This window comes from Lactiplantibacillus daowaiensis, assembly GCF_005405085.1.
Classification (GTDB): domain Bacteria; phylum Bacillota; class Bacilli; order Lactobacillales; family Lactobacillaceae; genus Lactiplantibacillus; species Lactiplantibacillus daowaiensis.
This window is the reverse complement of sequence record NZ_BJDJ01000009.1, coordinates 63,762-88,960: the sequence shown is the minus strand read 5'-3', so window position 1 is coordinate 88,960 and position 25,199 is coordinate 63,762. Positions and strand designations below refer to the sequence as shown.

General features: G+C 44.3%; 18 protein-coding genes, 7 tRNA genes and 1 riboswitch. Of the genes, 1 reads left to right on the top strand and 24 read right to left on the bottom strand.

All coding sequences use genetic code 11. The features are described from left to right. Positions 1-95: 95 nt before the first annotated feature. On the bottom strand, positions 96-566 hold the full coding sequence (gene rpsG, locus FFM75_RS07285) for a 30S ribosomal protein S7 (RefSeq protein ID WP_137628522.1): 471 nt from the start codon (positions 564-566) through the stop codon (positions 96-98). Between the two features lie 13 nt (positions 567-579). Next, complete coding sequence (gene rpsL / locus FFM75_RS07280) at positions 580-993, bottom strand: 30S ribosomal protein S12 (RefSeq protein WP_137628521.1); 414 nt, start codon at positions 991-993, stop codon at positions 580-582. A gap of 356 nt (positions 994-1,349) precedes the next feature. Here rpsL and FFM75_RS07275 point away from each other — a divergent pair, with 356 nt between their 5' ends. Then, on the top strand, positions 1,350-2,024 hold the full coding sequence (locus FFM75_RS07275) for a prepilin peptidase (RefSeq protein ID WP_137628520.1): 675 nt from the start codon (positions 1,350-1,352) through the stop codon (positions 2,022-2,024). Positions 2,025-2,080: 56 nt separating this feature from the next. Here the strand turns inward: FFM75_RS07275 and rpoC are convergent, their stop codons facing one another. The 22 genes from rpoC to FFM75_RS07165 form a co-directional block, all read right to left on the bottom strand. Beyond that, positions 2,081-5,722, bottom strand: coding sequence for a DNA-directed RNA polymerase subunit beta' (gene rpoC, locus FFM75_RS07270; RefSeq protein WP_137628519.1), 3,642 nt, complete (start codon positions 5,720-5,722; stop codon positions 2,081-2,083). Positions 5,723-5,739: 17 nt separating this feature from the next. Beyond that, positions 5,740-9,354 carry a DNA-directed RNA polymerase subunit beta gene (gene rpoB, locus FFM75_RS07265; RefSeq protein ID WP_171001455.1) on the bottom strand — a complete coding sequence of 1,205 codons (3,615 nt, stop codon included), beginning with the start codon at positions 9,352-9,354 and terminating at the stop codon, positions 5,740-5,742. Positions 9,355-9,597: 243 nt separating this feature from the next. Beyond that, positions 9,598-10,203 (bottom strand): TetR/AcrR family transcriptional regulator, encoded by a 606-nt coding sequence (locus FFM75_RS07260; RefSeq protein WP_137628517.1) that lies wholly within the window; start codon positions 10,201-10,203, stop codon positions 9,598-9,600. A gap of 209 nt (positions 10,204-10,412) precedes the next feature. Beyond that, a complete protein-coding gene (locus FFM75_RS07255) occupies positions 10,413-12,920 on the bottom strand; it encodes an ATP-dependent Clp protease ATP-binding subunit (RefSeq protein WP_137628516.1) in 2,508 nt (835 codons plus the stop codon). 18 nt (positions 12,921-12,938) lie between these two features. Continuing rightward, a complete protein-coding gene (locus tag FFM75_RS07250; RefSeq protein WP_137628515.1) occupies positions 12,939-13,406 on the bottom strand; it encodes a CtsR family transcriptional regulator in 468 nt (155 codons plus the stop codon). Between the two features lie 382 nt (positions 13,407-13,788). Further along, the gene (locus FFM75_RS07245) at positions 13,789-14,622 is read right to left on the bottom strand and encodes a COG4705 family protein (protein WP_137628514.1); all 834 of its coding nucleotides are present in this window, start codon (positions 14,620-14,622) and stop codon (positions 13,789-13,791) included. Positions 14,623-14,814: 192 nt separating this feature from the next. After that, positions 14,815-14,888, bottom strand: a tRNA-Pro gene (locus FFM75_RS07240). Between the two features lie 56 nt (positions 14,889-14,944). Continuing rightward, a tRNA-Pro gene (locus FFM75_RS07235) sits at positions 14,945-15,018 on the bottom strand. Between the two features lie 7 nt (positions 15,019-15,025). After that, positions 15,026-15,099 (bottom strand) — tRNA-Arg (locus FFM75_RS07230). A gap of 9 nt (positions 15,100-15,108) precedes the next feature. Continuing rightward, positions 15,109-15,194 (bottom strand) — tRNA-Leu (locus FFM75_RS07225). A gap of 8 nt (positions 15,195-15,202) precedes the next feature. Then, a tRNA-Gly gene (locus tag FFM75_RS07220) sits at positions 15,203-15,274 on the bottom strand. Positions 15,275-15,296: 22 nt separating this feature from the next. Continuing rightward, positions 15,297-15,369, bottom strand: a tRNA-Thr gene (locus FFM75_RS07215). A gap of 7 nt (positions 15,370-15,376) precedes the next feature. Further along, positions 15,377-15,458: transfer RNA gene (locus FFM75_RS07210), tRNA-Leu, on the bottom strand. A 505-nt stretch (positions 15,459-15,963) separates the two neighbouring features. Then, entirely contained in the window at positions 15,964-17,241 is a 1,278-nt protein-coding gene (gene serS, locus FFM75_RS07205) for a serine--tRNA ligase (protein WP_137628513.1), read from the bottom strand. A gap of 278 nt (positions 17,242-17,519) precedes the next feature. Continuing rightward, the gene (locus FFM75_RS07200; RefSeq protein WP_137628512.1) at positions 17,520-18,155 is read right to left on the bottom strand and encodes a deoxynucleoside kinase; all 636 of its coding nucleotides are present in this window, start codon (positions 18,153-18,155) and stop codon (positions 17,520-17,522) included. Positions 18,156-18,258: 103 nt separating this feature from the next. After that, positions 18,259-19,029, bottom strand: coding sequence for a M15 family metallopeptidase (locus FFM75_RS07195; protein WP_137628511.1), 771 nt, complete (start codon positions 19,027-19,029; stop codon positions 18,259-18,261). A gap of 122 nt (positions 19,030-19,151) precedes the next feature. Next, positions 19,152-19,667: a cysteine hydrolase family protein gene (locus FFM75_RS07190; protein WP_171001454.1), complete on the bottom strand. Its 516-nt coding sequence runs from the start codon at positions 19,665-19,667 to the stop codon at positions 19,152-19,154. 92 nt (positions 19,668-19,759) lie between these two features. Continuing rightward, positions 19,760-21,211, bottom strand: coding sequence for an amino acid permease (locus tag FFM75_RS07185; protein WP_137628509.1), 1,452 nt, complete (start codon positions 21,209-21,211; stop codon positions 19,760-19,762). Positions 21,212-21,350: 139 nt separating this feature from the next. Then, positions 21,351-21,535, bottom strand: a riboswitch (Lysine riboswitch). A gap of 40 nt (positions 21,536-21,575) precedes the next feature. Next, complete coding sequence (locus FFM75_RS07180; protein WP_137628508.1) at positions 21,576-22,226, bottom strand: acetolactate decarboxylase; 651 nt, start codon at positions 22,224-22,226, stop codon at positions 21,576-21,578. A 22-nt stretch (positions 22,227-22,248) separates the two neighbouring features. After that, positions 22,249-23,931 carry an acetolactate synthase AlsS gene (alsS, locus tag FFM75_RS07175; protein WP_137628507.1) on the bottom strand — a complete coding sequence of 561 codons (1,683 nt, stop codon included), beginning with the start codon at positions 23,929-23,931 and terminating at the stop codon, positions 22,249-22,251. 173 nt (positions 23,932-24,104) lie between these two features. Further along, positions 24,105-24,629 carry an Rrf2 family transcriptional regulator gene (locus FFM75_RS07170; RefSeq protein ID WP_137628506.1) on the bottom strand — a complete coding sequence of 175 codons (525 nt, stop codon included), beginning with the start codon at positions 24,627-24,629 and terminating at the stop codon, positions 24,105-24,107. Next, positions 24,607-25,191: a GNAT family N-acetyltransferase gene (locus FFM75_RS07165; RefSeq protein ID WP_137628505.1), complete on the bottom strand. Its 585-nt coding sequence runs from the start codon at positions 25,189-25,191 to the stop codon at positions 24,607-24,609. Before FFM75_RS07165 ends, FFM75_RS07170 begins: the two co-directional genes overlap by 23 nt. Positions 25,192-25,199: the final 8 nt, after the last annotated feature.

Sequence of the window (25,199 nt, the reverse complement as noted above, 5' to 3'; positions counted from 1 at the left end):
AAACTTTCTTCAAAAAATGGCTACTATATGCTCACATATAATAGCCACCTTGTTGTGTTTAGTTAAAGCTAGGCTTCAACCAAACCATGGAAATCTTACCAACGATAATGTGCAAAGGCACGGTTGGCTTCAGCCATTCTGTGTGTATCTTCACGTTTCTTAACTGATGCACCAGTATTGTTAGCGGCATCCATGATTTCACGTGCTAACCGGTCTGACATGGTATGTTCACCACGTAAACGAGCATATTGCGTAATCCAACGAAGACCCAAAGTCGTTTTACGATCTGGACGAACTTCGATAGGAACTTGATAGTTAGAACCACCAACACGGCGAGCCTTAACTTCAAGTACTGGCATAACGTTCTTCATAGCTTCTTCGAAGACTTCTAAAGGTTCGTTACCAGTTTGTTCTTTAATTTGATCAAAAGCATCATACAAGATTGTTGATGCAGTCCCACGTTTACCATCTAACATTAAGTGGTTAATTAAACGCGTTACTAACTTAGAATTGTACATTGGATCTGGCAAAACTTCGCGCTTTGCAGGTTGTCCTTTTCTTGGCATTTAACTTACCTCCTTATTTCTTTGGCTTCTTAGTACCGTACTTAGAACGGCCTTGGCGACGATCTTCGACACCGGCAGTATCTAAAGCACCACGGATAACGTGATAACGAACCCCAGGTAAATCCTTTACCCGGCCACCACGGATTAAGACAACACTATGTTCTTGGAGGTTATGACCAATACCAGGAATATAAGCAGTAACTTCGATTAAGTTAGATAAACGTACACGAGCATACTTCCGCAAAGCCGAGTTAGGCTTCTTAGGAGTCATCGTGCCGACACGAGTAGCAACCCCACGTTTTTGTGGTGCTGGATTACTAGTTTGAACCTTCTTGTAACTGTTGTACCCGAAGTTCAAAGCTGGGGAATTAGATTTTGATACTTTAGACTTGCGGCCTTTACGGATCAATTGGTTAATTGTTGGCATGTTCTAAAGTGTCCTCCTTCCAAATATTTGAGTTTTTAAGTCCACACATCCAGGTGGTTCTTTTTTTAATAAAAAAACGACACCAGAATGCTGGTAATTTTTGTGCGCTTAGCCGACCAGTCAGCATGTCTGTATTCCTGATACAGGAATCTGTCTGCAAAAAGCACCTTTACTAGAATAGCATGAGTGTTTTTAAGTGTCAACAATGAAAGCCAAAAAGACAGCTTAATTGTGACACCCACTTGGACCCGACCTTGACTATAATTGCGTCAGCTCACCTAGTATAGCACTTTTATCGTTACTAACACTAAAAAGCACCTCTACTGCGTAACTAATTTTTGAAAGGGCGTGAACAAATGTACGCTACGTTACTATTTTTCATTGGCATGATCCTTGGCTCATTTCTCACTTGTATGGCTGAACGTTTAAGTGCTGGCCAATCGATTTTTAATACCAGCCGCTCACACTGTCCCGTTTGCCAACATCCATTACGGGTTTGGCAGTTAATGCCACTGATTGGCATCAGCTGTCAACGTGGCCGTTGCTTTGATTGCCACACCCCTATCAGTTGGCGTTCAACCTTCATTGAACTCACTACTGGTAGTTTGCTCCTCATCACGTTGACGGACATTACGAGTTTGAAACTGGTTTTATATTTTGGTTATCTGGTGTTGATTTTTAATAGTCTCACCGACTACTTGACGTTTAACGTCTATCCGCTAACTTTAGTGCCACCCGCACTTTTAGGTTGGTGGGTGCACCCCCTGACGTTTACTGGAGATACTTGGTTAGTCGTGGGCCTACTCGTGGCTTTATATGCCGTAGCCATTCTAACGACTAAATTTGGTTTAGGCGATGTCGATGTCTTAGTCATGTTGACGCTACTTGCTAGTCCAGCAGTCGTCTTAAGCAGTTTAACGTTAGCCGCTTGTGGCGCGCTTTTAATTTTATGCTTACAGCGCTCACGGACGCATTTACCATTCGTGCCGTTTATGACTTGGGCCTTTATCTTGACCACCCAGCTGACTTAAGCGCACCAAAAAAGGGACGACCAACTGAATGGTCGTCCCTTTTAAACAAGCGCTAATTATTTACTAGCATCTTGTTCTTGCATTTGCTTTTCAAGGTCACTGATTGAGTAAACCCCATCAGCCACATTGCCAACTTCCTTAGGCTTAATATGACGGTAATCCGGCATACCAGTCCCAGCAGGAATGATCTTACCAATGATGACATTTTCTTTCAGACCGATCAATGGATCGTTCTTACCACGAATAGCCGCATCAGTTAAGACCCGAGTTGTTTCTTGGAATGACGCTGCTGACAAGAAACTATTTGTTTCCAAGGCAGCCTTGGTAATCCCAAGAATAACTGGCCGTGATGTTGCTGGAATGCCACCAGCAATCAAGGTCTTGTAGTTTTCATCCTTAAAGTCCGCAATATCCATCAAGGTCCCAGGTAAGACATCCGTGTCACCTGGATCCATGATCCGAACTTTACGAAGCATCTGACGAATCATGATCTCAACGTGCTTATCGCCAATTTCAACCCCTTGCATCCGGTAAACCCGTTGGACTTCACGGAGCAAGTAGTTTTCAGTTGATAAGACGTCGCGTACTTGGATCAATTCCTTAGGATCAATTGAACCAACGTTTAACGCAGCCCCACGGTGGATAAAGTCGCCTTCACTAACTGCCATACGAGCAGTCAATGGTAAGGTGTAAGTCCGGGTATCAGTTTCACCCTTAACCGTAACTTCCTTCGTCCGTTCCGCTGGGTTTTCTTCAATTGATTGAACTGTCCCAGTAACTTCAGTGATTTCGGCACGCCCTTTAGGATTACGCGATTCAACAATTTCTTGAACACGAGGCAACCCTTGGGTGATATCGTCTCCGGCAACCCCACCAGTATGGAAAGTCCGCATGGTTAATTGGGTACCAGGTTCACCGATTGATTGAGCGGCAACCGTACCAACGGCTTCACCGACTTCAACTTCATCACCAGTCGCCATGTTACGACCGTAACAATGTTCACAAACCCCATGTTTCGTGTTGCAAGTGAACGCTGAACGAATCGTGACTTCAGTCACACCAGCATCAACGATCTTAGCAGCTAAGTCTTCGTCGATTAAGACGTTACGACCAACGATTTCATCATGTGTTTCAGGGTCAAAGACCGTCTTCATCGTGTAACGGCCTAAGATCCGGTCATACAATGGTTCGATAACTTCGTTACCTTCCATGATGGCTTCGATCCGTAAGCCACGATCAGTCCCACAATCCTTTTCACGCACAATAACATCTTGGGCAACATCGACAAGTCGACGAGTCAAGTAACCAGAGTTGGCGGTCTTCAAGGCCGTATCGGTCATCCCTTTACGAGCCCCATGGGTTGAAATAAACATTTCCAAGACTGACAAACCTTCACGGAAGTTTGAAAGGATTGGCAATTCCATGATCTTCCCATTAGGAGCGGCCATCAAACCACGCATCCCAGCTAACTGCGTAAAGTTAGAAATGTTACCACGCGCACCAGAATCACTCATCATGAAGATTGGGTTATCTGGGCTAAAACTATCGATCAGTTTTTGTTGGATTTGGTCTTTGGCGTCATTCCAAACACCAATAACCCGTTCATAACGTTCGTCATCAGTAATTAAACCACGACGGAATTGTTTTGAAATCGTGTTAACTTGCTTATGAGCTTCGTTGATGATGGCTGGCTTTTCTTTCAAGTCGGTCACATCGGCAACCCCAACCGTTAAACCAGACTTAGTTGAAATGTTATAACCTAAGTCCTTCATCCGGTCAAGCAAGAGTGACGTTGCCGTCACATGGTATTGTTTGTAGACTTCAGCGATAATATCAGCCAAGAAGCCCTTCTTAAATGGCATGATCAAGTCTTGCGCATCTAAGAATTGATGAATATCTTCACCAGGCTTCAAGAAGTACTTCGCTGGCGTCCCATTAATCAAGTTGTCATTAGTTGGTTCGTTCAAGTATGGGAACTTACCAGGTAAGATGTTGTTAAAGATTGCTTTACCAACAGTCGTTACTAAGACACCTTGACGTTGTTCGTCAGTGAATGGCTTGTCAGGCATTGATGAAACTTGTAACCCAACCCGGCTGTGCATGTGCACGTAACCTGATTGATAAGCTTTTTGCGCTTCGTTCAAGTCTTTGAAGATCATGCCTTCGCCTTCACGACCAACTTCTTCAGTCGTCAAGTAATAGTTACCGATAACCATATCTTGAGATGGCGTTACAACTGGTTTCCCATCCTTAGGTGCCAAGATATGATGCGCTGCAAGCATTAACAAACGTGCTTCTGCTTGTGCTTCGTCAGATAAAGGTAAATGAATGGCCATTTGGTCCCCATCGAAATCGGCATTGTAAGCTTCACAAGCCAATGGATGTAACCGCATCGCTTTACCACTAACCAAAACAGGTTCGAACGCTTGAATCCCTAAACGGTGAAGCGTAGGGGCCCGGTTCAACAGCACTGGATGTTCTTTGATGACGTCTTCTAAGACGCCCCAAACATCATCATCAGCCCGTTCAATCTTACGTTTAGCATTCTTAATGTTAGAAGCTAATTCACGTTTAACCAATTCCTTCATGATGAATGGTTTGAAGAGTTCCAAGGCCATTTGCCGTGGTAACCCCATTTGGTTCATCTTTAAGAATGGGCCAACGTCGATAACGGAACGACCAGAATAGTCAACCCGCTTACCAAGTAAGTTTTGACGGAACCGACCTTGCTTCCCTTTTAACATATGTGAAAGGGACTTCAATGGTCGGTTACCAGGACCAGCAACGGGACGGCCACGCCGACCGTTATCGATCAAGGCATCAACGGCTTCTTGGAGCATCCGTTTTTCGTTTTGAACGATAATCCCAGGTGCGTTTAAATCTAATAAACGCTTCAACCGGTTGTTACGGTTGATAACCCGACGGTACAAATCGTTCAAGTCAGAAGTGGCGAAACGGCCACCTTCCAATTGAACCATTGGCCGTAAGTCAGGTGGGATAACCGGAATCGTATCCATTACCATCCAAGCTGGTTCATTACCAGAGGTAACGAAAGCTTCGATGATATCAAGCCGCCGAACGGCCCGGGTACGTTTTTGACCAGAAGCATCTTTTAACGCTTCTTTTAAGTCGCGGGCTTCTTTTTCAAGATCCACGTCATTTAATAAGCGCTTGATGGCTTCGGCACCCATTTCAGCATCGAATTCGTTGCCGTATTGGGCTTTCTTTTCACGGTATTCACGTTCTGAAAGCAATTGCTTCTTTTCAAGTGGTGTGTTACCAGATTCGATAACAACGTATGAAGCGAAGTAAATGATTTCTTCAAGGGCACGAGGGCTCATGTCTAAGACTAAGCCCATCCGGCTAGGAATACCTTTGAAATACCAGATGTGTGTTACTGGTGCAGCGAGTTCGATATGACCCATCCGTTCGCGACGAACTTTACTACGGGTAACTTCGACCCCACACCGGTCACAGACGATACCTTTATAACGAATCCGTTTGTATTTACCACAAGCACATTCCCAATCCTTGGTAGGACCAAAAATACGTTCATCAAACAGACCGTCTTTTTCAGGTTTCAATGTCCGGTAGTTAATGGTTTCCGGCTTTTTAACTTCGCCATATGACCAGCTGCGAATCTTGTCTGGTGATGCCAGACCGATTTGCATGCTTTCAAACTTGTTGACATCGATCAAAGGACCGACCTCCCTTTTTATTGATTATCCTGGTGAGCGTTTGTTGTTGCATCTGCGGCTGGTTTGTCAGTCTTAGCTGGCTTATCAGCGGCTTTTTGTTCTTGTTCTTGCTGGAATTTGCTCAAGGCATCAACGTTGACAACATCGTCGTCATCGTCGTCCATATCCCGCAATTCGATTTCTTTATCTTCTGAATCCAAGACCTTCATATCAAGACCGAGGGCTTGAAGTTCCTTAACCAAGACCCGGAATGATTCTGGCACCCCTGGCTTAGGAATTGGTTCGCCCTTAACGATGGCTTCATAGGTCTTAACCCGACCAACCACGTCATCAGACTTGTAAGTCAAGATTTCTTGTAAGGTGTAAGCAGCACCGTAAGCTTCTAAGGCCCAAACTTCCATTTCACCGAAACGCTGACCACCAAATTGCGCTTTCCCACCAAGTGGTTGTTGCGTAACTAAGGAGTAAGGTCCGATTGAACGGGCATGGATCTTATCGTCGACCATGTGGCTAAGCTTCATATAGTGCATAACCCCAACAGCGACACGCTTATCAAATGGTTCACCAGTCCGCCCATCATAGACGATTGACTTCCCATCTTCATCAATACCAGCTTCACGAACAGCTTTCCAAATATCAGAATCACGCGCCCCATCAAAGACTGGTGTGGCCATGTGGATGCCTAACTTACGTGCAGCCATCCCTAAATGCAATTCCAAAACTTGTCCAATGTTCATACGTGAAGGCACACCCATTGGGCTTAACATGATATCAATTGGCGTCCCATCTGGCATGTATGGCATGTCTTCTTGTGGAACCACGATTGAAACGGTCCCTTTGTTCCCATGCCGGCCGGCCATCTTGTCACCAACTTGAATTTTCCGCTTTTGCGCAATGTAAACGCGGACCATCATGTTAACACCAGGTGATAATTCATCACCATTTTCACGAGTGAAGATCTTAACATCTTGGATAATCCCGCCGCCACCATGAGGTACTCGGAGTGATGTATCCCGAACTTCACGCGCTTTTTCACCGAAGATGGCGTGTAACAAACGTTCTTCAGCTGATAATTCCGTAACCCCTTTAGGCGTTACCTTACCAACTAAAATGTCACCGTCTTTAACTTCAGCACCAACACGGATAATCCCATCTTCGTCAAGGTTCTTCAAAGCGTCTTCCCCGACGTTAGGAATTTCGCGTGTCATTTCTTCAGGTCCAAGTTTAGTGTCACGCGCTTCTGATTCGTATTCTTCAATATGAATTGACGTGTAAACATCTTCACGGACCAACCGTTCATTAATAATGATGGCATCTTCGAAGTTATAACCGTTCCAAGTCATGAAGGCAACTAATGGGTTTTGGCCTAAGGCTAATTCCCCGCCTTCCATAGCTGGACCATCGGCTAAGACTTCGTCGTTATCAACCCGGTCGCCAACTTTAACAATTGGCCGTTGGTTGTAGTTCTTACCACCGTTAGAACGACGGAACTTCATTAATTTATAGGTATCAAGTGACCCATCATCACGCCGGACACGCACTTCACGTGCATCAACGTATTCAACAGTCCCTTCATGCCGGTTAATTAACGCAATCCCCGAGTCATGAGCAGCTTTATATTCAATCCCAGTCCCAATCAATGGCGCATGTGGGTCAACCAACGGCACAGCTTGCCGTTGCATGTTGGCACCCATCAAGGCCCGGTTGGAGTCATCGTTTTCCAAGAAAGGAATACATGCCGTGGCAACGGCAACAACTTGTTTAGGCGAAACGTCCATGTAATCGACATTTTCAATCGTCGTTTCCAAGTTTTCTTCCTTTTCCCGTGCTAAAACAGTGTCTTCCACGAAGGAACCATCATCGTTTAATGGGGAGTTGGCTTGGGCGATAAGGAATTGGTCTTCTTCGTCGGCTGCTAAGTAGTCAATCTTGTCAGTAACCTTATGCGTCGTCCAATCGACACGCCGATATGGCGTTTCGATGAAGCCGTAGCGGTTAACTTTGGCATATGATGACAAACTGTTAATCAAACCGATGTTAGGACCTTCAGGTGTTTCAATTGGGCACATCCGACCATAGTGGGTATAGTGCACATCCCGGACTTCATAACCGGCCCGGTCACGTGTCAAACCACCAGGACCAAGGGCTGATAAACGACGCTTATGCGTTAATTCACCAAGCGGATTGGTTTGGTCCATGAATTGTGACAATTGTGATGACCCAAAGAATTCTTTAATTGAAGCGACAACTGGCCGAATATTGATCAATTGTTGTGGTGTTACCGTTGCGGCGTCTTGAATTGACATCCGTTCACGAACAACCCGTTCCATCCGAGATAACCCGATTCGGAATTGGTTTTGTAACAATTCACCCACGGAACGAATCCGTCGGTTACCCAAGTGATCAATATCGTCAGTCGTGCCAAGGCCTTCTTGTAAGTTAAAGAAGTAATTAATTGACGAAATGATATCAGCAGGCAAGATATGCTTGTACTTAATATCAATATTGCCATTACCAATCACATTAACAACCTTTTCAGGATCGTTTTGTGAGTAAACTTTAACCACTTGTAAGACCATTGGATTCGTTACAACAGCTTCATCAGAAGGTGTGTAAGTGACCGTCTTGAAATCATCACGTTCCAAGTATGGTGCTAACTTAGCCATGACTTCCTTATCAATCACATCGCCCTTTTGTGCAATAACTTCACCAGTATCAGGGTCAGCTAAGGTTTCAGCTAAGGTTTGATCCATTAAACGGGTCTTCATACTTAACTTCTTGTTAACCTTGTAACGCCCAACTGGGGCAAAGTCATAACGTTTTGGATCAAAGAAACGTGCCGTCAATAAACTCCGTGAGCTATCAGCCGTCTTAGGTTCACCAGGACGTAGTCGTTCGTAGATATCCTTTAAGGATTCTTCGACCCGTGAGTCGTCGGTGTTCTTGTGCACATCTTTTTCCAAGGTAAGCATCAAACTGTCAGTTTCACCTAACATGTCGATGATATCGTCATCAGAACCATAACCTAATGCCCGCACTAATTCCGTCAATGGAATCTTCCGTGTCCGGTCAATCCGCACGTAGGAAATGTTCTTGGCATCAGTTTCAAGTTCTAACCAAGCGCCTCGGTTAGGAATAACCGTGGTACCGTAGCTAGGACGACCATTTTTATCTAATTCTTCATTAAAGTAAACGCCGGGTGAACGAACCAATTGTGAAACAATGACCCGTTCGGCACCATTGATAATGAAAGTCCCTTGTTCAGTCATTAATGGAAAATCACCGAAGAATACATCTTGCGATTTGATTTCACCACTCTCATGGTTAGTCAAGCGTAAGGTCACATGCAATGGTGCCGAATAGTTGGCATCATGTTCACGAGCTTCTTCGACGGTGTACTTTGGTTCTAATAGTTGATAGTCGACAAATTCAAGTGAAAGTTTCCCTGCAAAATCGTCGATTGGCAAAATATCTTCAAACATTTCCCGGAGACCTTCATCCAAGAACCACTGATATGAATCAGTTTGGATTTCGATCAAGTTAGGCAAATCAAGAACTTCCTTGATACGTGCATAACTTCTACGGGTACGGTGTTTACCGTATTTAACTAAATGTCCGGCCAAGTTGTTCACCCCTTCTTATTATTCCGGAACTCGCCTAAGTTCGGTTCAAATATTACATTTGTGTTACAAATGCGTTTTAACCCGAATTTTAGGCATAAAAAAACCAAAAATAGTCATTTAAGTTGGCTATTTTTGGATTTATATTAACAAATCGCGCAGACAATAGATTGCGCATTTGTTCGAGTTCACGGTTACAGACAAGCTATACTATACAACACACACCCAGGCGTGTCAACCCATAACCTTTTGAACTTATTCAGTTGGTGTCGCTTGAGCAATGCCATATAAAATCATCTTCAACAAGGTTTGCACTTGCGTCCGTTCATCAGCATTCGGATCACCGATTTGATGGAAGCTATTAAACAACGGGCTCAAACTCGTTAAGTAAAAATTGGCGGCCATCGCCGGTGTGACCCCCGCTTGTAACGGCAAGTCAGCTTGTTCAAAGAACTGCTGCAACGGCTGCACATAGTCTTGCATGAAGACCCCACCAAGTTGGCGCATGTGGGTTGGTGATAATTCTTTAAAACTCGTATGAATCAGCGTAAAGATATCCGCTGGATGTTTATGTGTTAAAAGTAATGATATCTCAGTCAATTGTTCCAGCGGTGCTTGGGTCGTATCCGCCAGAATCGTTTGCATGCCCGCTTTAATCTCAGCCCCGACCGTGGTAATCACCGCTAAAAAGATCACTTCTTTATCATCAAAGTGATGATATAAAGCCGGTTGGGTAATGCCAATCGCTTTAGCGATATCCCGCGTACTAGTAGCTGCATAACCATGCTTTAAAAATAACTCTCGGGCGGCATCTAAGATTGCTTGGTGCGTCTTGGCGAGTTGTTCCGCACGCGTTACCATAAAATCATCTTCCTTCCAAAGTACTCCTTTATATAATTTACACCATTTGGCGCATCAAGGCGAGTAACGCTTTCATTTTCACCCAAAATCAAAAGTGACTTATTCAACTGATGACGATACTTTCCTACTATAATAAAGCGTTTGCTTTTACACATCATAAAGAAGCCGCAAGCAATTGCTTACGGCTTCTTCATGCTTCATTTGACACCTTACTTCGATGACACCGTCGAACGGCCATCGGTAGTTGGTGCTTGATTTTTAACATTAATGGTAATAACGCCTTTGCTGGCCCCAATCGTAACTTGATCATCAACATTGATTTCACCAGTTAATAAGGCTTCACTCAACCGATCTTCAACTTCAGTTTGTAAGGCCCGCCGAATTGGTCGTGCCCCATATTCTGGGTCAAAGCCGGCTTTAGCCACCACATCGATTGCAGCTGGCGTAATCTTGATCTTGATGCCTTGTTGAGCAACCCGATCAACGATCTCTTTAGCCATCAACTTGACAATTTCGTGGAGTTCTTCGCGATCCAAGGAATGGAAGACAATGGTTTCATCGATTCGATTCAAGAACTCTGGTCGGAAGGCTTTCCGCAATTCTTCATGAATCGTGGCCGAAACAGCCTTGTAATCATTAGCCTTATCTTCAGCGCCAAACCCAACCGACTTTTCATCCCGTAAGGTCGTGGCCCCTAAGTTAGATGTCATGATTAAAATCGTATTCCGGAAGTCCACTTTACGCCCCTTAGAATCGGTTAAATACCCGTCATCTAAGACTTGTAACAAGATATTGAATACATCTGGATGGGCTTTTTCAACTTCATCAAATAGGACAACGGAGTAAGGCTTTTGACGAACCTTTTCGGTCAATTGACCACCTTCATCATAACCCACATAACCGGGGGCTGACCCGATCAAGCGACTTGTTGAATAGCGTTCCATATATTCAGACATATCAATTCGAATCATGTTGTCTTCAGACCCAAACATTGCTTGGGCTAAAGCCTTGGCTAATTCAGTCTTCCCAACCCCAGTTGGTCCTAAGAACATAAAGGAACCAATTGGTCGGCTCGGATCTTTCAACCCACTACGGGCCCGCCGAATCGCTCGGGCCACTGCGGAAACAGCTTCTGGTTGACCAACAACACGTTGGTGCAAAATCTTCTCTAAGTTCACGAGTCGTTCACTTTCAGACTTTTGCAACTGGGTCAATGGCACACCCGTCCATTCAGCAACCACTTGGGCAATATCTTCGCCCGTGACCTGTAAACTGTATTGTGGCGCTTCACCAGCCGCCGCTTCGGCATCATGATCAGCTTGCAACTTATCTAAGCGTTGCTTTAATTTCATTTCTTGCTTACGGATTTCTGCCGCTTGTTCGAAATCTTGATCTTCGATGGCTGTTTCCTTTTGTTGCCGTAATGTTGTGAGCTTATCCATATTCTTGGACATCTTATTAGGTTGATCCATTTGGTCGATACGCACCTTTGCAGCAGCTTCGTCCATAAGATCAATCGCCTTATCTGGCAAGAATCGGTCACTAATATAACGGCTTGATAACGCAACAGCTTGCTTGACAGCTTCATCCGTAATATTGACATGATGGTGCGCTTCATAGCGTGGTCGTAATCCGGTTAAGATTTCAACGGCTTCATCCTCAGTTGGTTCATCAACCATGACCGTTGCAAAGCGACGTTCCAAAGCAGCATCAGATTCAATATACTTTTGGTATTCATTTAAAGTCGTGGCCCCAATGGTTTGTAGTTCACCACGAGCCAAGGCTGGCTTCAAGATGTTAGAGGCATCAATTGCCCCCTCAGCACCACCAGCACCAATTAAAGTATGCAATTCATCAATGAACAAGATGACATGCCCATCATTGTAAATTTCATCGATCACTTTCTTCAACCGATCTTCAAATTCACCACGATACTTCGTACCAGCAACTAATGACCCCATATCGAGCATCATCAACCGTTTGTCCGCCATATCACTTGGGACATCACCAGCAACGATCTTTTGCGCTAAACCTTCAGCGATCGCCGTCTTCCCCACACCAGGTTCCCCAATTAAAACGGGGTTATTTTTCGTCCGGCGTGACAAGATCTGAATGACCCGTTTGACTTCTTTAGAGCGGCCAACAACTGGGTCCATGGCTTTTTCACTAGCCAATTGGGTCAAGTCTCGAGCTAAGGAATCCAAAGTTGGCGTACCTTCAGCTTGCTTGGCGCCACGATTGTTTTGCGTCCCCTTACGTTTATTCATGGCATCACTGACGCCTAATTTACGTAAGACAACTTTCCGTGTTTGACCCAAGTCTAAGTTTAAATTCATTAAAATACGCGAGGACAGGATACTTTCGTCGGATAGCATTGCCAACAATAAATGTTCCGTCCCAATTTTATTAGCGCCTAACCGTTTGGCTTCATCACCAGCCACGGACAAAATTTCTTTGGCCTTTGGTGAATATGGCAAATAGGTATCCTTGCCGACATTGCTTAAAGTGCCATAACCGGTAAACCGTTCGATTTCTTCACGAATATCATCTTCGGTAACCGCATATTGTTGTAAAACTTTATTGGCAATCCCATTCTTCTCGATGGCCAATGCTAATAATAAATGTTCCGTGCCAACTGCTTGATGCTTAAAATACTTGGCCTGTTCTTGAGCCAAGACTAAGACACTTTTGGCACTCGGGGTAAATAGGTTATCCATTGCGATTCCTCGCTTTCTTTAGCTTTCATAGCGTAAATGATTCAAGATTCCAATAATGATCCGCGCCCGTAAGCTGTTTTCCAAATCATGATCGTCAACCCCGAGGGTATTGCGATCTGTCGCAACTAAAATCAATTGGGCCTCTCGGCGGTTCAAGACACCATCTTCGTAGAGACTCTGAACGACTGCGTAGGCATCCCGTTGGGTGATTGAATCGCCAATCACCTGAATCAGGGTGTCTAACACATCAGCATCATCCAACAAGTTAACTTTTTCAATGCGGATATAGCCCCCACCGCCACGTTTACTTTCAACTAAGTAACCATTTTGGATGGTAAAGCGGGTCTTAATCACATAGTTAATTTGGGAAGGCACCACGTTGAAGAGATCCGCGATTTCGGATCGTCGGATTTCAACGTGCTCAGCGTCCGCCAAAATACTTTTTAAATATTTTTCGATGATATCGGAGATATTTTGACTTTGCATCTGTATCACCCTTTACATAATCTTTGACTAATATTGACTTTCATTATACGAGGATAATTCGAAAATGCAAAGAATTTCACCTAAGCGGCCGCTGCGAACAGCTCCCCCACGGTTGTTCCAGCATAGCACGCTCACGGTTGGCTTTCAATTGATTGAACTAAGCCTGGCTTAAAATGACCGGCTAGTAAGCTGACCTTTGCAAAATAACGCGCTTAAGGGCTAACCAAGCAGTCAGTCAAAAACCAATGATTTTCAGGGCTATGGTATCTCATGATCAAGCTGTATCGGCTACAAGCCACCGCGATATCATATTTCGACTACTGCCGGACCAGCAAAACGTCGCCTGCCAGTTAGCAGACGACGTTTGATGTAACAGATAGGTCTAAGCCGCATCTTCAGTTAAAACCAATTGTTGTTTTTGATCCAAACGGATAATCACCGTTAACACAACCGTAAAAGCAACGAGCCAAATCAGTGACATGCCCAAGTTACCTAAAACGCCACCTGCAAAGTCATAGCCAAAGTAATCAGCAAAGCTGGCACCAACCGGCCGGGTTAAAATATACGCTAACCAGAAACTACTGATCTCCAGTCCGCTATTCAAGCGTGGTTTGCCCCAAGCCCGATAAGCCAAGAGCAGTAAGAATAAAGCCCCTAAAATCAAGCCAGTGTTTAAAAATCCTAATCCCAAACCAGTAGGATCAACATTATAACCACCAGAACGGGCAGTCGCCAACCAGTCACCAGCAGCGGTCCCTAACATGAAGGAAAAGGCAACCGTCACCCAATAAAACCCTTCATTAGTAGCCGTTGTAATATGATGAATCGACAAATCATGTTCTTTTAAATACCAAGCCCCAAAACTAGCCAAGAGTAACCCGCCAAAGATCAACGTGGTTTCCAAATAATGGAGCCCAGTAATTGACTTCAGTGTATCTGCTGAGAAAGTACCAAAAACAGCTAATAGTGCTACTGACAACCAATAGTATAATGGACGATAACGTTTCGAACGCATTTGCAAGGTGAGAAAAATGGCAAATAAACTCAAGGACCAGCCAACGGTAAACCACTCACCAAGATTACCATTCTGTTGACCAAAAATTTGACTCGAGTAATCTGACAACGATTCACCTAACCCGGTAGAAATCATTTTTGCGAGCCAAAATAGCCCGGTAATTAATGGGACTTTACTTGCTGCGGTTAATTCTTTTTGCATGGGACAAGCCTTCTTTGATAGTTGATGCTATAAACTTACCACCCCAGTTAGACCGTAACTAGTTAGTTTCACTGAACATATTCTGAGCTTTCTTCAGAAAAAATCGGCTTTATTTTCATTTAACTGGTACTAACTAAATGACAACAAAAAAGGTTCATCCCATTAGGATGAACCTTTCGACCGTTGCTTTGATCGGGAAAACAGGATTTGAACCTGCGACCCCTACGTCCCGAACGTAGTGCTCTACCAAGCTGAGCTACTTCCCGTTAAAAATTTAAACAAAAAGCCCTAGTTAAAATTAACTAAGACTGTTTATAATCGATCGGGAAAACAGGATTCGAACCTGCGACCCCCTGGTCCCAAACCAGGTGCTCTACCAAGCTGAGCTATTTCCCGATACCAATGCACCCAGTAGGAGTCGAACCTACAACCTTCTGATTCGTAGTCAGACACTCTATCCAATTGCGCTATGGGTGCAAATTAAAATGCCGAGGACCGGGATCGAACCGGTACGGTTATCACTAACCGCAGGATTTTAAGTCCTGTGCGTCTGCCAATTCCGCCACCCCGGCAAATTAAAAGCGGAAGACGGGATTCGAACCCGCGACCCCCACCATGGCAAGGTGATGTTCTACCACTGAACTACTTCCGCAAATGTAATATTCAATTGTAAATGCCGACTAGAGGATTCGAACCTCCGACCTCCTCATTACTAGTGAGATGCTCTGCCAACTGAGCTAAGTCGGCATGTAAGTGCGGGTGAAGGGACTCGAACCCCCACGTCGTAAGACACTAGAACCTAAATCTAGCGCGTCTGCCAGTTCCGCCACACCCGCATGATCTTAAATCATGCATGCCTGTTGTCGCTTACTAACAGTTCTTACTTGTTATGCCTTTTGACAACTATTTAACTTTATCATGGTGATGAATAATTGTCAACATATTTTTAAATTTCTTGGATAAATATTCTTTTTCAATGAATGAAAATTTCTATTTTTCCGACAAGAAATATTATAGCACTGGAAACCGATTAAGCAAACCTTTTTTGGCAAAAAAGTTGAAATAACTTTTATTACGGTACTTACTTTGCTCAAGAACCCTTTTATATCAGCAATTACAGTATCTATATCTTTCAAAATAAGATCCTCAAAATCACAATTTTAGCAACTATTTCAACTCTACCTTTGCGCCTATACCGATGTTCAGCTAGTCCAAGTAACAAAAATTTGCCTACATTTAGGCATAATATATGCAACTATACCCATTATTTATTTTGAACAAACATCAAACCAATAAAAAAGAAGACCACCAACTAAGGTCGTCTTCCAAAGCAAGCCACAATTAAGCTTGTTTTTCAATTTTAGTTTTACCATGCATGTAAGGGACTAATACATCTGGAATCGTAATCGTACCATCTTCATTTTGGTAATTTTCCATAATCGCAGCAACAGTCCGACCAACGGCTAACCCACTCCCGTTCAACGTGTGTACGAATTGAAGCTTGCCATCATCGTCCCGGTATTGGATATGGGCCCGACGTGCTTGGAAATCAGTACAGTTCGAACAACTTGAGATTTCACGATACTTGCTTTGTTCTGGGAACCAAACTTCCAAGTCATGGGTCATTGCGGCCGTAAAGCTCATGTCCCCGGTCGTTAACGTGATTACGTGGTATGGTAACCCCAACTTCTTCAATAATGATTCTGCATTGTTGGTCAACTTTTCAAGTTCATCCCATGAGTCTTCAGGCTTCGTGAATTTAACCATTTCAACTTTGTTGAATTGATGTAAACGAATCAAGCCCTTCGTATCACGACCAGCACTCCCAGCTTCTTCTCGGAAGGCTGGTGATAAGGCGGTAAAGTAAACTGGCAACTTTTCAGCTGGAATCACTTCATCACGATAGTAGTTTACCAATGGCACTTCAGCCGTTGGAATCAAGCTCAAATCTTGTGTTGTAATCCGGAAGGCGTCATCCTTAAACTTAGGGAATTGGCCTGTTCCATACATCGATTCGTCTGTCACCATATATGGTGGTAAGACTTCGGTGTAACCTTCAGCTTCATGTTGATCTAAGAAGAAGTTGTAAACGGCCCGTTCCAACTTAGCCCCATCGCCGATGTAATATAAGAACCGGCTACCAGAAACTTTGGCGCCCCGTTCAAAGTCTAAGATACCTAAAGATTCGCCAAGTTCCCAATGGGCTTTAGGTTCAAAGTCAAATTGACGTGGTGTGCCGATGCGCCGTAATTCAACCGCATCTTCTTCTTTTAAGCTCACTGGTACATCAGGATGGGGCATATTTGGCAAATGCGCTGCCATGTCTTGCACTTGGGCATCAGCTTTACGCCGATCATCGTCTAGTTGCTTGATCTCAGCACTCACTTTTTGCATTTCTGCAATCTGGGCACTAGCATCTTCTTTATTTCGCTTTAATTGTGAAATTTCACCCGAAACTTGGTTCCGCGTGGATTTAAGTTGTTCACTCTTCGCGATTAAATCCCGCCGATCAGCATCGGCTTTGATTAAATCATCAATTTGACTAGCCGCAACACCACGGTGGCCAAGTTGTTCTTTAACAAAATCTGGTTGTTGACGAATCATTTTAACATCTAACATATGGTAGTTCCTCCTTGAATTTGGATAAAAAAACAGTCTCTCCTCCCATATTGGGACGAAGAGACTGCGATTCGCGGTACCACCCAAGTTCAGGATTATCAAAAATCCCACCCTTAAAACGGATAACGGCTCTGCCGTGCAGTATTACCTGCCCACTTTGTCGCGCCGGAGTTTCGACCACCGATTCACACCAACCACCGGTTCTCTGCGGGTCTACTTAAAACGCGCCGTGTTTCATATTCTGCTATTACTATAAGGCATGTCGCCTTAAAAGGCAACTAGCTTAAGCTAGCAACCTTATCATCGATCATTTGAATCACTTGTTTGCGGGCAGCTGGATCGGCCACAAAGTCTAATTCATCGCCATCGATTTGCATCTTTGGACTATGATCGTAATTGGCATACCAAGCGGTATAGCGATCGTTCAAGGTTTGATAATACTTGTATAATGTTGGATCTTGGTCAATTTGTTCATAAGAACGACCACGCTTTTGAATCCGTTTCAACATCGTCTCAAACGAAATGTTGATATGGATCAATAAGTCAGGACTCTTTTGGTGGGGGGCTTCTGGCAATTCTTGCATCATGTTAGTTAATAATGAGTCATAAATATCAACTTCAGTACTCGTCGCCCGACCTAAGTCACCATTTAAATGGAATAATAAGGAATCTTCAAAAATCGACCGATCCAAAACATCTAAATCATTGGCAAACGCTGACTTGATACTACCAAGCCGTTTGTTTAAGAAATAGATTTGGAGTAAGAAGGCATATTTCTTTGGGTCCTTATAAAATAACGGCAAAATTGGATTGTCGTCGACTGATTCGTAAAACGCTTTAGAACCGAAGTGATCGGCTACTAAGTTAGTTAAACTGGTCTTACCGGCACCAATTGTTCCTGACATTACAAGCATGGGGTTCTCTCCTTTTAACGTACAATTTTTCGTCTAATTGAATTAAAGCAACACTACATATTGTACGCACACCCTAGCTAAAATGCAATATCTGGTTACAAAATTACTTTTTAGCCGCTTCACGTGCTTTTAATAAGGAGACATATTGTTCCAAAGTTAAGTTATGTTTGGTCATAAAGGCCGCACTCTTTTTACCAACATAACGGAAATGCCATGATTCATAATCGATCCCGGTTGATTTAGTCCCACTCTTTGTAAAGCGTAAGACAAACCCATAATCAGGGGCATGCTTAATCAACCATTGTTGGCCCTTAGCTTTGTCAGATGAGGACAACAACTGACTGTTGTGCGAGTCAAACCAGTTGGTATTCATAATATCAGCTGCCAAACCAGTCTGATGTTCACTCCCGCGCGGAATGGCCACGTATTCTTTGGTTAACTTCAACGCTTGTTTTTCCGTCTTACCTTGGGCTTCATAGTTTTCAATCGATTCATTCCAAACTTCTTTTTGGTATTGAACGGAGCGATAACCTGAAACTAAAGTCGCGGGATAACCCGCTTTTTTCGCGCCATTTAAAAAGGCGGTCAATGGTTTGACGATGGAACTGCGGACGGTAATACCATTAACGGTTGATTTGCTAAACGTTAACTCGTTATGCTTATGCCACTTGTTAACCACAATTAGCTCACTATCAGTCGACTTTACGCCCTTTGGTAATTCACTAATCAACTTTTGCCGCTTAGTTTCCGTCTTGGTCGTTTTCTGACTGCTGGAACTACTGGACTTACTGCTTGCATTAGAAGTCGCACAGCCGCTCAATAACCCGACCATGCTGACTAATGCCAACCCCTTTAAAACTGTCTTTCTAAACATGTCTTCTCTCTGCCTTTCAACGCCAGCGTAACATACCTACATGGCTAAATAGAACTAACCACTAATATTTGGTGTTATCTTAATTATTTTGTAACATTTTCGGCAAATCGTCAAATTCAAACTTACAATTCTGCTAATAATTGGGTTGTCGTCATCACGTTATCAAAGGTTGCGACCATTGATGGAAATAATTTTGTTGACCGCGCAATCGTGGCATCACGCAAGACAACGGCGGTCAAGCCGGCCGCTTGCGCATCGCTAACCGTCTTACGCACCCCATTGTCTAACGTAAAACCACTGACCACCACCCGTTGAACCCCCGCAGCTTGCAAAGCAGGTAATAAATGCGGATTACTAAACGCACTCGGCCGCGTTTTTTTAACGTAAGTGACAGCTTTTAATTGATTAGTTTGTAATAGCGATCGGCTAAATCGGGCTTGCAAGCCCGCTGATAATAGTGTTGGCTGCATGGTGACAACGATAACGGGTAGTCCAGCTGCTTGCCATCGTGTCATTAACTGTTGATTGTTCGCCACTAAGGTTTGAAAGTCTAATGGCCCCGCCTGCCGAAATAGATGCTTGGCTAGCCAACGAGAACCAGCTTGTAAATCGATAATCACTAATGCTGTTTTTTCCATTTTATGACCCCTTTGCATCACTAATAGCGCTTATCATAACACTCGCACGAAAAAAGCGCTTGGCAAAATTGCCTAGCGCTTAATCAACTTGATTAATCTTTTTCGTGTGAATGTTTTGTTAAATCAACTTTATCCAATGGCACCATCTTCGTATGGTAACGAATCTTATAATAGACAAACAAGATAATGAACAATGGGATACTCATATAAGTGACCCCGATAGCTTGCCAATCAAGCGTGGCAAACGAATGCAAATCTTGGCCAATGATAACGACCATACATAAGAAGAACGCAAACAATGGCCCAAATGGGAATAACTTGGCATGATACCGAAGTTCACTCAAATCATGACCTTGTTTAATGAAGGCGCGTCGGAAGCGCAAGTGCGAAATCGCAATACCTAACCACGCGATAAACCCGGTCAAGCCACTCGCAGACACTAAGAAAATGTAAATTCGATCACCAAACAGACTTGATAGGAACGTTAATAAACCGATAAACGTCGTCCCTAATAACGCCATAATTGGAATTCCACGCCGGTTGACCCGTCCAAACGTCTTTGGGGCATAACCTTGTAAGGACAAGGAATATAGCATCCGCGTCGACGCATACATCCCAGAGTTAGCTGCTGACAAGACTGACGTTAAGATAACCGCGTTCATCACACTAGCTGCCGCGGCTAAACCAGCTCGCTTAAAGACTAACGTAAATGGACTGATTGCAATATCGCTAGCTGATGACCCTAATAAGTCTTTTGACGTATAAGGAATAATCGCCGCGATCACAAAAATGGCCAAGATATAGAAGAGTAAGATTCGCCAGAAAACTTGTTTAATGGCTGCCGGGATACTCTTTTCAGGCGTTGCTGATTCACCAGCCGTAATTCCGATCAATTCGGTCCCTTGAAATGAGAACCCAGCCACAACGAAAACACTCAAAATGGTTGGAATCCCACCTACAAATGGGGCTTTACCCGTCGTAAAGTTATGCAACCCAGTGGCATGACCACCCATGATTCCGAAAATCGTTAAGACCCCGATCACTAAGAAAACTAAGACGGTCACGACCTTGATCAAGGATAACCAATACTCCGTTTCCCCAAACGACCGGACCGATAACGCATTGATCGTAAAGATCAACACTAACGCAATCAGACTGAAGACCCAGCCTGGGACGGACGGCAACCAAAATTGCATCACGATTGCGGCCGTACTAATATCAACGGCTAACGTAATCGCCCAGTTAAACCAATAGTTCCAGCCCATTGCAAATCCTAAGGCTGGATCAACAAAGCGCGTTGAATAAGTTGAAAATGACCCTGAAACTGGCAAATACGTCGCCATTTCTCCGAGACTAGTCATTAAGAAATAAACCATGATCCCGATACCGACATAGGCTAACAAAGCGCCCCCAGGGCCGGCCGTTGAAATTGCTGAACCAGACGCGACAAATAGCCCGGTCCCGATACTACCACCTAATGCAATCATGGAGAGATGGCGGGTCTCAAGCGACCGCTTCACTTCATGTTGTTGTTCTTCTGCCATATTTTGGCAACCTCCAAAAAACTGATTTATATCTAAAAGTGTTCACACCGATTCAGTTGATCAGTGACCAAAATAAAAAGTCCTTTTGCAAACTGCGCAAAAAGACTTTAATCAGATTGATAACCTAATGCCTGATTTCATCGTCGATAGCGCCCCGCAATTCCTTCTTGAATTGCGACAGTCCTTGATTTATTCAACCAAGGCCCAACCGGCTAAAGTGATAATCCTTCGCCAATTTCGGCAACCGCCCCTTTTATCCAACCGCATTGATGATTATCCATCTTGGTTGGACGACTGATGTTGGTCGCGTCCTCTTCTTTCGATATACTCAATCATTATACAAAATCAATTTATCTTTGACAACCTATTGCCGACGATTTAAAAATTCCGTGTCGTGGGTCGGCACCACGACTTGAAGACTAGCTAAGGCTTGTAATTGGACTAAGCCCGTATCAATCCGATAGCCCGTTACATGACCACCAAACGTTTTATCTTGATTCAAAAAGTGTAAATGAAAACCCGTTTGAGTGACGCCGTGATAGACTGTCGGGACATAATACCCCACCAACGTCCCGGTCACGTTATGACCCGTAAATTGGCGATAAGTACTATCATCAGCAGCTGGTTCCGCCCGTTTTACCGATAAATCAACGGTCGTAAATGTCCCGGTTACCCGCAGTGCGACAAGCAAGTTTTTGTATGGATACAACGATAAAAGTTGTTGTTCAAACACGCGGTAATCAACATTTTCAAACGTTTGTTCAATCGTCGGCTCATTGGCATGTAACATTGCAAATGGGATTTTAGCTGAACTGGCCAAGGCTTTGGTCTTACCGTTAGCTTGTGATTGATAGGCTTGCCCATCTAAAATCGTCACATCGCCAGCTGCTCGATCAGCCGTGCCAATCCCAGTGTCACCATGCGTTAATAACGTTGCCAATGTTTGATTACCAGCAGTCACCCCTGCTTTAAGCGCTGCTACGGTACTATGTTGATACAATCCTGTTGTTGCCATTAGTTAGCCTTCTTCTTCAATTTTAGTAGAATTGATCAGGTAACATCGTTTGGCCGAGTGCCTGATTATCAGAGTAATCAATTGGAATATCAACGACGACGGGACCATCAGTTGCAAAAGCTTGGTCTAAGACGGCTTCTAAGTCACTTGGTTGTTCAACCCGTAAGCCCGTAGCGCCAAAGCTTTCAGCGTACTTAACAAAGTCCACCGGTCCAAAATCGACTGCCGCTGACTGCCCATACTTCATCTCTTCTTGGAATTTGACCATATCGTAATGACCATCGTTCCAAATCAATTGCACGATGTTTAAGTTCAACCGGACGGCCGTTTCGAGTTCTTGACCGGAGAATAAGAAGCCACCATCACCAGCGACCGACACAATTTGCGTGTTTGGCCGCACCAAGGCAGCGGCAATCGCCCATGGTAAGGCGACCCCTAGCGTTTGCATCCCATTACTAAAGAGCAAATGCCGTGGTTCGTAGCTCCGGAAATGCCGGGCCATCCAAATATAGAAACTACCGACATCCACGGTCACCGTCATGTCATCAGTGACCCGTTGTTGCAATGCCGCAATCACTGATAAGGGGTGATTTAAGTTCGAGTTTTCATCGATATTTGGTACAAAATCCCGTGTTTGTAGGCGTTCTTGTAATTCACCAAGATAGGTCTTCGCGGTATCACTAATATCATACCCTTGCATATATGGTAACAAAAAATCGAGGGTTTGGGCGATATCACCGACTAATTCTGTTTCTGGTTGGAAGTTATGGTCTAATTCAGCGCGCATGGCATCAATCACCACAATGCGCGATTTACCTTCAGCATTCCAGTTACGTGGTTCATATTCAATTGGGTCATAGCCAATGGCGATAACTAAATCAGACTTCTTTAATAACATGTCACCCGGTTGGTTCCGGAACAAGCCCACCCGACCAAAGAAGTGTTGGGCTTCCAAGTCACGCGAGATGACCCCAGCTGCTTGGAAGGTTTCGACAACGGGTAAGTTGGCCGCCGTCACTAAGTTCCGAATGGCTTGCGTGACTTCAGGTGAAGAAGCGCGCATCCCGACTAACAAGACGGGTAATTTAGCCGCTTTAATTTTTTGGGCCAATAACGTGGCTTCAACTGGACTAGCAGGGCCTAATTTAGGCGCTTGAATCGGCGTTAAAACAGACGTTTGCACAACTGAATCAGTCACATCTTGTGGCACACTGACAAAGCTGGCCCCTTGCTTAGCAGCCATCGCTTCTTGATACGCATTCGCAATGACTTCAGACACATTTTCAGGTTCTTGCACTTCAGCGCTATATTTCGTAATTGGTTCAAAGAGCGCCGCATTATCCATACTTTGATGGGTCAACCGTAATAAATCGGCCCGTTGAACTTGCCCTGAAATAGCTAATACGGGATCGCCTTCCGCGGTCGCCGTCACTAAGCCAGTGGCTAAATTGCTGGCACCAGGACCAGAAGTCGTCATCACGACCCCTGGTTTCCCAGTGATTCGACCAATACCAGCCGCAATAAAGGCGGCGTTTTGTTCATGCCGCGTCACGATTAACTTAGGTGCCTTCGGATTAACGGGATGATCCAACCGTTCAAAGACCCGGTCGATTTTCGCCCCGGGAATCCCGAAGACGTATTTAACATCGTGATTTGCAAGGCTGTCGACGATGGCGTCGGCGCCGTAATACTTTTTATCTGCCATTGATTTCGCTCCTGTTTGTGAAAAGTAATGTTAGAATAACACAGAAATACTAGTAATAACAGGCATTTGGCACTTGTGAAAAAAGTTTATGAGACTGATTTCAACCAAAGCCTAGTGCTATCAATCAAATCAACCGAAACCGCATACAATTTTAGCGAACTTTGTACGACTACTCACTTACTAGCCCGCAAATGGGTCAATAAGTGATTTAAAACCGCCATCTTATCTTCAGTTTGATTATTCCAGTCTAAGACCGGAATCTGCGGTACCGCTAGTAATTCTTTAATTAAAGTCGCTAGTTTTTGCTGTCCCAAAAAAGCTAACCACTGTTGATCAGCCTGTGAAAAAATCGCATTCACCACTTTGGTCCCTTCATCGGCCACGGGTTCAACATCTTTAAAAACTTGATCGAAGTAACCAAGGTCTGGGAACGTGTGCACCGGTCCTTCAATCGCAAGCACCACATCTTTGATGGTAATGCGCTCAGCTGGTCGTGCCAATTGCATGCCACCATTGTTGCCACTCGTTGACGCCACCAACTCAGCTAAGACCAACTTACGCATGATTTTGCGTAAATAAGTAGCCGAGCCACCAATCCGTGCATGAATCGCATCGGACGTTAGTGGCACATCCGGCCGTTGTGTCGCCAGTAGCACTAAGATACACGCCGCTTGTTCAAATGACTTCGTGAGCTGCATCGACTTCATCCCCTCTACTCGACCGAGGCGGTAGACACTCAAAAAAGAGTTCCGTTTGACCGGCCCCAAATTGGGCGTAGCGGGGGTGGGTCACCTGGTCATATTGTTCAAATCCAGCATGTTCCAAAATCAAGCGCGATGCGGTATTCGACACTAAACAACTTGCCGTTAACCGCTTTAATTGTAAGGTATCAAAGCCATAATCGCGAATTAAATGAACTGCAGCTGTCATATAACCATGTTGCCAATACGCGGCATTCAACATATAACCCAAATCCAGTTGTGACGGTGCTGGTTCACCATGTGAATTCATCCGTTCATATAGTCCCACACTACCGATCACCTTACCAGTTGTCATCAAGACCAAAGCAAAAACTTGCGGCTGATTCAATTGACGGCTCAACAAATATTGGGCTTCCATTAATCGATTGACTGGGGTGAATCCAGCACTCACCGCAATGTCGCGATTTTGAACGATTTCAAAATAATCCGTCACATCGGCTGGCGTAAATGGTCGCAATTGGAGCTGTTCTTGTTGTGAAGTCGTCGTTGCCAGTTGCATTTTAGTCC

Bases quoted from the DNA above. Each gene is read 5' to 3' on its own strand.
- FFM75_RS07200 (WP_137628512.1), bottom strand. From the start codon at position 18,155: ATGCTTGTAATGTCAGGAACAATTGGTGCCGGTAAGACCAGTTTAACT.
- FFM75_RS07190 (WP_171001454.1), bottom strand. From the start codon at position 19,667: ATGGAAAAAACAGCATTAGTGATTATCGATTTACAAGCTGGTTCTCGT.
- FFM75_RS07275 (WP_137628520.1), top strand. From the start codon at position 1,350: ATGTACGCTACGTTACTATTTTTCATTGGCATGATCCTTGGCTCATTT.
- rpsL (WP_137628521.1), bottom strand. From the start codon at position 993: ATGCCAACAATTAACCAATTGATCCGTAAAGGCCGCAAGTCTAAAGTA.
- serS (WP_137628513.1), bottom strand. From the start codon at position 17,241: ATGTTAGATGTTAAAATGATTCGTCAACAACCAGATTTTGTTAAAGAA.
- FFM75_RS07250 (WP_137628515.1), bottom strand. From the start codon at position 13,406: ATGCAAAGTCAAAATATCTCCGATATCATCGAAAAATATTTAAAAAGT.
- alsS (WP_137628507.1), bottom strand. From the start codon at position 23,931: ATGGCAGATAAAAAGTATTACGGCGCCGACGCCATCGTCGACAGCCTT.
- FFM75_RS07260 (WP_137628517.1), bottom strand. From the start codon at position 10,203: ATGGTAACGCGTGCGGAACAACTCGCCAAGACGCACCAAGCAATCTTA.
- FFM75_RS07255 (WP_137628516.1), bottom strand. From the start codon at position 12,920: ATGGATAACCTATTTACCCCGAGTGCCAAAAGTGTCTTAGTCTTGGCT.
- FFM75_RS07185 (WP_137628509.1), bottom strand. From the start codon at position 21,211: ATGGCAGAAGAACAACAACATGAAGTGAAGCGGTCGCTTGAGACCCGC.
- rpsG (WP_137628522.1), bottom strand. From the start codon at position 566: ATGCCAAGAAAAGGACAACCTGCAAAGCGCGAAGTTTTGCCAGATCCA.
- FFM75_RS07180 (WP_137628508.1), bottom strand. From the start codon at position 22,226: ATGGCAACAACAGGATTGTATCAACATAGTACCGTAGCAGCGCTTAAA.
- FFM75_RS07170 (WP_137628506.1), bottom strand. From the start codon at position 24,629: ATGCAGCTCACGAAGTCATTTGAACAAGCGGCGTGTATCTTAGTGCTA.
- FFM75_RS07165 (WP_137628505.1), bottom strand. From the start codon at position 25,191: ATGCAACTGGCAACGACGACTTCACAACAAGAACAGCTCCAATTGCGA.
- FFM75_RS07195 (WP_137628511.1), bottom strand. From the start codon at position 19,029: ATGTTTAGAAAGACAGTTTTAAAGGGGTTGGCATTAGTCAGCATGGTC.
- FFM75_RS07245 (WP_137628514.1), bottom strand. From the start codon at position 14,622: ATGCAAAAAGAATTAACCGCAGCAAGTAAAGTCCCATTAATTACCGGG.